This is a genomic window from Bartonella sp. SD1336NMGDW, from assembly GCF_042193565.1.
GTDB classification, from domain to species: Bacteria; Pseudomonadota; Alphaproteobacteria; order Rhizobiales; family Rhizobiaceae; genus Bartonella; species Bartonella grahamii.
The window spans coordinates 1-3,557 of the sequence record NZ_JBHILW010000043.1; the positions used below are offsets into that span (position 1 = coordinate 1).

5 protein-coding genes are annotated in these 3,557 nt (G+C 38.5%); 1 reads left to right on the forward strand and 4 read right to left on the reverse strand.

Annotated elements, in window-relative coordinates:
• Positions 1 to 149: 149 nt before the first annotated feature.
• From ACFIKH_RS08745 to ACFIKH_RS08760, 4 genes are all read right to left on the reverse strand, one after another.
• A complete protein-coding gene (locus ACFIKH_RS08745) occupies positions 150 to 536 on the reverse strand; it encodes a hypothetical protein (protein WP_273783648.1) in 387 nt (128 codons plus the stop codon).
• On the reverse strand, positions 520 to 1,770 hold the full coding sequence (locus ACFIKH_RS08750) for a hypothetical protein (protein ID WP_375671501.1): 1,251 nt from the start codon (positions 1,768 to 1,770) through the stop codon (positions 520 to 522). Before ACFIKH_RS08750 ends, ACFIKH_RS08745 begins: the two co-directional genes overlap by 17 nt.
• The gene (locus ACFIKH_RS08755) at positions 1,760 to 2,239 is read right to left on the reverse strand and encodes a crossover junction endodeoxyribonuclease RuvC (RefSeq protein ID WP_375671502.1); all 480 of its coding nucleotides are present in this window, start codon (positions 2,237 to 2,239) and stop codon (positions 1,760 to 1,762) included. Before ACFIKH_RS08755 ends, ACFIKH_RS08750 begins: the two co-directional genes overlap by 11 nt.
• Positions 2,240 to 2,323: 84 nt before the next feature.
• Positions 2,324 to 2,584 carry a hypothetical protein gene (locus ACFIKH_RS08760; RefSeq protein WP_375649783.1) on the reverse strand — a complete coding sequence of 87 codons (261 nt, stop codon included), beginning with the start codon at positions 2,582 to 2,584 and terminating at the stop codon, positions 2,324 to 2,326.
• Between the two features lie 107 nt (positions 2,585 to 2,691).
• Here ACFIKH_RS08760 and ACFIKH_RS08765 point away from each other — a divergent pair, with 107 nt between their 5' ends.
• Positions 2,692 to 3,342 (forward strand): S24 family peptidase, encoded by a 651-nt coding sequence (locus ACFIKH_RS08765; protein ID WP_375649785.1) that lies wholly within the window; start codon positions 2,692 to 2,694, stop codon positions 3,340 to 3,342.
• Positions 3,343 to 3,557 lie beyond the last annotated feature (215 nt).

Below are 3,557 nucleotides of genomic sequence, written 5' to 3' on the forward strand. Positions count from 1 at the left end.
TAAAAAACATAAAAATATAAAAGTTATAATGCCAAACAAGGCTCTTAGCTGCTTATCTGTAAACATATTTATTTCCTGCGGTACCTTTTTGTCGATTTAAACACATGCCTAATCGTAAAATGATCAGCACTTTTCACTAGTTTGCTGTTTTAAGCCGCTTTAGAATTGCTACTGTTATGTTGCTCTTCACTAGGCTTGCCTATTCTCATGAATGAAATGCGCTTGCCTCCTAAAGCTAGGTTACGCGTATTTTCAACTGCTATAAAAACCTTCTCAGCAACACCATAAAGCCTGCTTTCTAAATCGCGACAATACTGCGCCAGATCAGCGCATGAGGGCACAAATGTTGTGGACATGCCTTTTGCCTCACCACGTATAAGATTTTTAACGGCTTGCAATAAAGACCAGAGTGAAATGCCGTTAAGAGCAGCGATATAAGCCTTTGCACGCGCTTCTGCATTCGAAACTTTTTGCATTGTCAAACCACCTTCAAGCACATCAAGAGCTTCTGCTATGTCTTCAACAGATGCTTTCAAGGTAAGTAAGTTTTGAACAGTCTGATAAGCTTCTAAAGCTTGTTTCTCTAGGGTTTTTGTCAATTGACTGCCATTGATCAAGGTCCATGGGAATTCCAGAGTTACACATCGCTCTATCTGTTGCACGGTATCTTGTAGAGGCGTCACTAAGCTGTGTTGCACCGATAAGATTACGGATTGTCTCTCCGGTACCACCGCGAGTTCTTTGATCTTTTGAAAAGTTTCCATTGTTTCCACCATTGTTGTTCGTGTTTTTCGTTTTTTCTAAACCCTCGATAGCCTTTCGCACCCAGTTACGCCATGTTGCTTGCCAATCACGTTTGATAGCATTCTTTCCTGCACAGGCTTTCCAAAAATCTCGAAACTTTGCAATTTCGACTTTCACGCGCTCTGGAGGCAAGCCCTCTGCAATGGCAAAATCGTAATCGGGTTCAAAATCCGCAGGCAATCGACAACCGCGATTAGCTTGCGCTCGTTTTGCTTTTTTGGGAACGTTCTCTTGCTCGTGAATGGAAGGTTGGTTGTCTGATGATGTTGTGATTTGCTCTGATGTGGCTTCAACAGCAGCAACCTCTGTTGGTTCGTCAACCAAATCGATTGTTGCTAAACTTTCAGAACCAATTTCTTTTTTTGCTAAAACGATAGTTTTAGTTTTTTTATTATAACTGTTAATGTTAGTGTTATTGTTTATGTTATATATATAGGCATCATTAAGCATGTCGTAAGCATCATGCTTAGCATCCTTAAGCATACTGTTAGCATCATGCTTAATAACTTTAGCATCGTTAAGCATGGCTTTAGCATTGTTTTTATCAGTATTTTCAATGGCTTTAGCATCATCACAAGCATCATTTGTATGTTTATCCCATCTTGCCTGCGCTGCTTTCTTTGCTCTCTCTGATAACTTCTTTGACCGAGATGTCTTCGATACCTTATCTAAGCTTTCATTAGAGTTATTGAGTTCTTCTTCAACTTTTAAACTCCATAAACACCCATCGTCTAAACGTTCGATATGACCCGTGCTTATTAAAACTTCTAACGCTTTCATAAACATTTTTACTGAACAACCAGTGTAATTAGCCCAGACCTTTGTGTTATTTAAAAGCGGCTCTCCAGTATAAAGCATTTGCAAACGCAATTTTATATAAACATTGCATTCAATGGGAGATAAACAAGCAAGATCAAGAATCCACCTATCTGCAAACAGCCTCGTCCACGGTAATTTACTGGACATATATACCCCCTTCTTTCATTAAATATAAAATTGCTAAAGCATCTGCTTCGTTGTCGTCTTTAGGCGTATGTCCTTTGGAACATATTGCCTTAATCATTTTTACTTTTGATGCGTTTCCTTTTCCTGTTGTTGCTTTCTTAATTGTGCCAACAGGAATGCCTTCATACGGTATCTGATGATGTTCACACCACGTCGTTAAGGTTGATAACAAGTCACCGTAAATATGCACTGCATCAGTACTATTATGACGCCTCACTTCTTCAAAATACACCGCGTCAATGCTGTCTACTGTCTGTTTTATTTCTGATAGACATCTCTTAAAGCGTAAATAATGCATTCCACCGACTTCAAAATATCGGGGGTGGAAATTCATGACACCACTGATGATGTGACCATCCGCACCGCATATCGCCCAGCCTGTCTTGGTCCCTAGATCAAGACATAAAATGGTTTGTGCGTTAATGATCATAATCCCCCCTTAAGGCTGTTGCGTATTTATGCGTGCGCATGGTGACGCGTAATCTATTAATTTTGTCTCTTTATTTTTGCCTGTTTAAGAATGTGAATGGTGCTGTTGATGTTCATTACTATCTGTAGAAGCAGCAGTAAAAGCAGATTGTGAAGATAATTTAGAATCACATGATTGCGTCCTATAAAAAAACGAGAAAAAGTCTTCTGCCTTAATCGGTGCTCCAATTCTTTTGGCTTCATTCAAAAGAATTGGGATATGTTTTGTTGGAATTCTCCCACCAGTTCCACCTTTTGATATAGGACGGAGCCAGACGTACACGCGTGTTCTATGAACCCCAAGCAACTGAGATACCCTACGAACCCCACCTAACAGATTTATTATTTCCGAAAATTGTTTCATAGTACATTATGTAGCGATTATAAAAACAATGTCAAGAAAGAAAATTGATAATGAAACTATATGTTGCTAAATTAGAAAATGACGATTGTATACAACGTACCTACAATAAAGATATGACAATAAGTATCTCGCAATGGTTACAAAATGCCTTATCTGAAGCTGGATTAAGCCAATCAGAGCTTTCAAGACAGCTAACCGCTTCTTTAGGTCGCTCGATAGATCGTGCTGCCGTCAATAAAATGCTAAAAGGAACAAGAGATATTTCTGCTCGAGAATTATTAGAAATATCAAAGCTTACAGGTGCTTCTATTCCCACTAATCACTTAGTTCCTTTGATCGGATCTGTAGGAGCCGGAGGAGAAATAAACGCAATAGATTCTGGTTGTCTAGAAGAAGTAGAAGCCCCGCCATCCGCTCCTAAAGGAACTGTTGCTGTTCGCGTGGTAGGTGATTCTATGTTTCCAGCCATTGAAGAAGGAAGCCTTCTTTTTTATTCCTATCATTTGCCACCAGAGGATCTTATTAACAACCGTGCTATCATAAAAACTAAATGTGGAAAAGTTTACATCAAAGTATTACGTCTCGGAAAAGAAAAAGGGAAATGGGTTTTATCCAGTATAAATGGAAAATATGCCGATATCGTAGATGTAGAATTAGAATGGTGTGCACCTATCGACTGGATTAAGCCAGCCAGAATATGAATTAATATTTTTATACTTCTCTTCAAGTAAGCCTTTAGTTTATTACTTTTTTAAAGATTTTCAAAATCGCTACATTTTTTTGTTGACTTTGTTTTTAAAATCGCTACATTGGTATCCATAAACCACGCACAAACAATCGCCAAGAGGCGTTAGGGAGGAGAAATTATGGAAAATCCAATTCTTATAAATTCTGACGAAATTTTATTAGTTGTCTA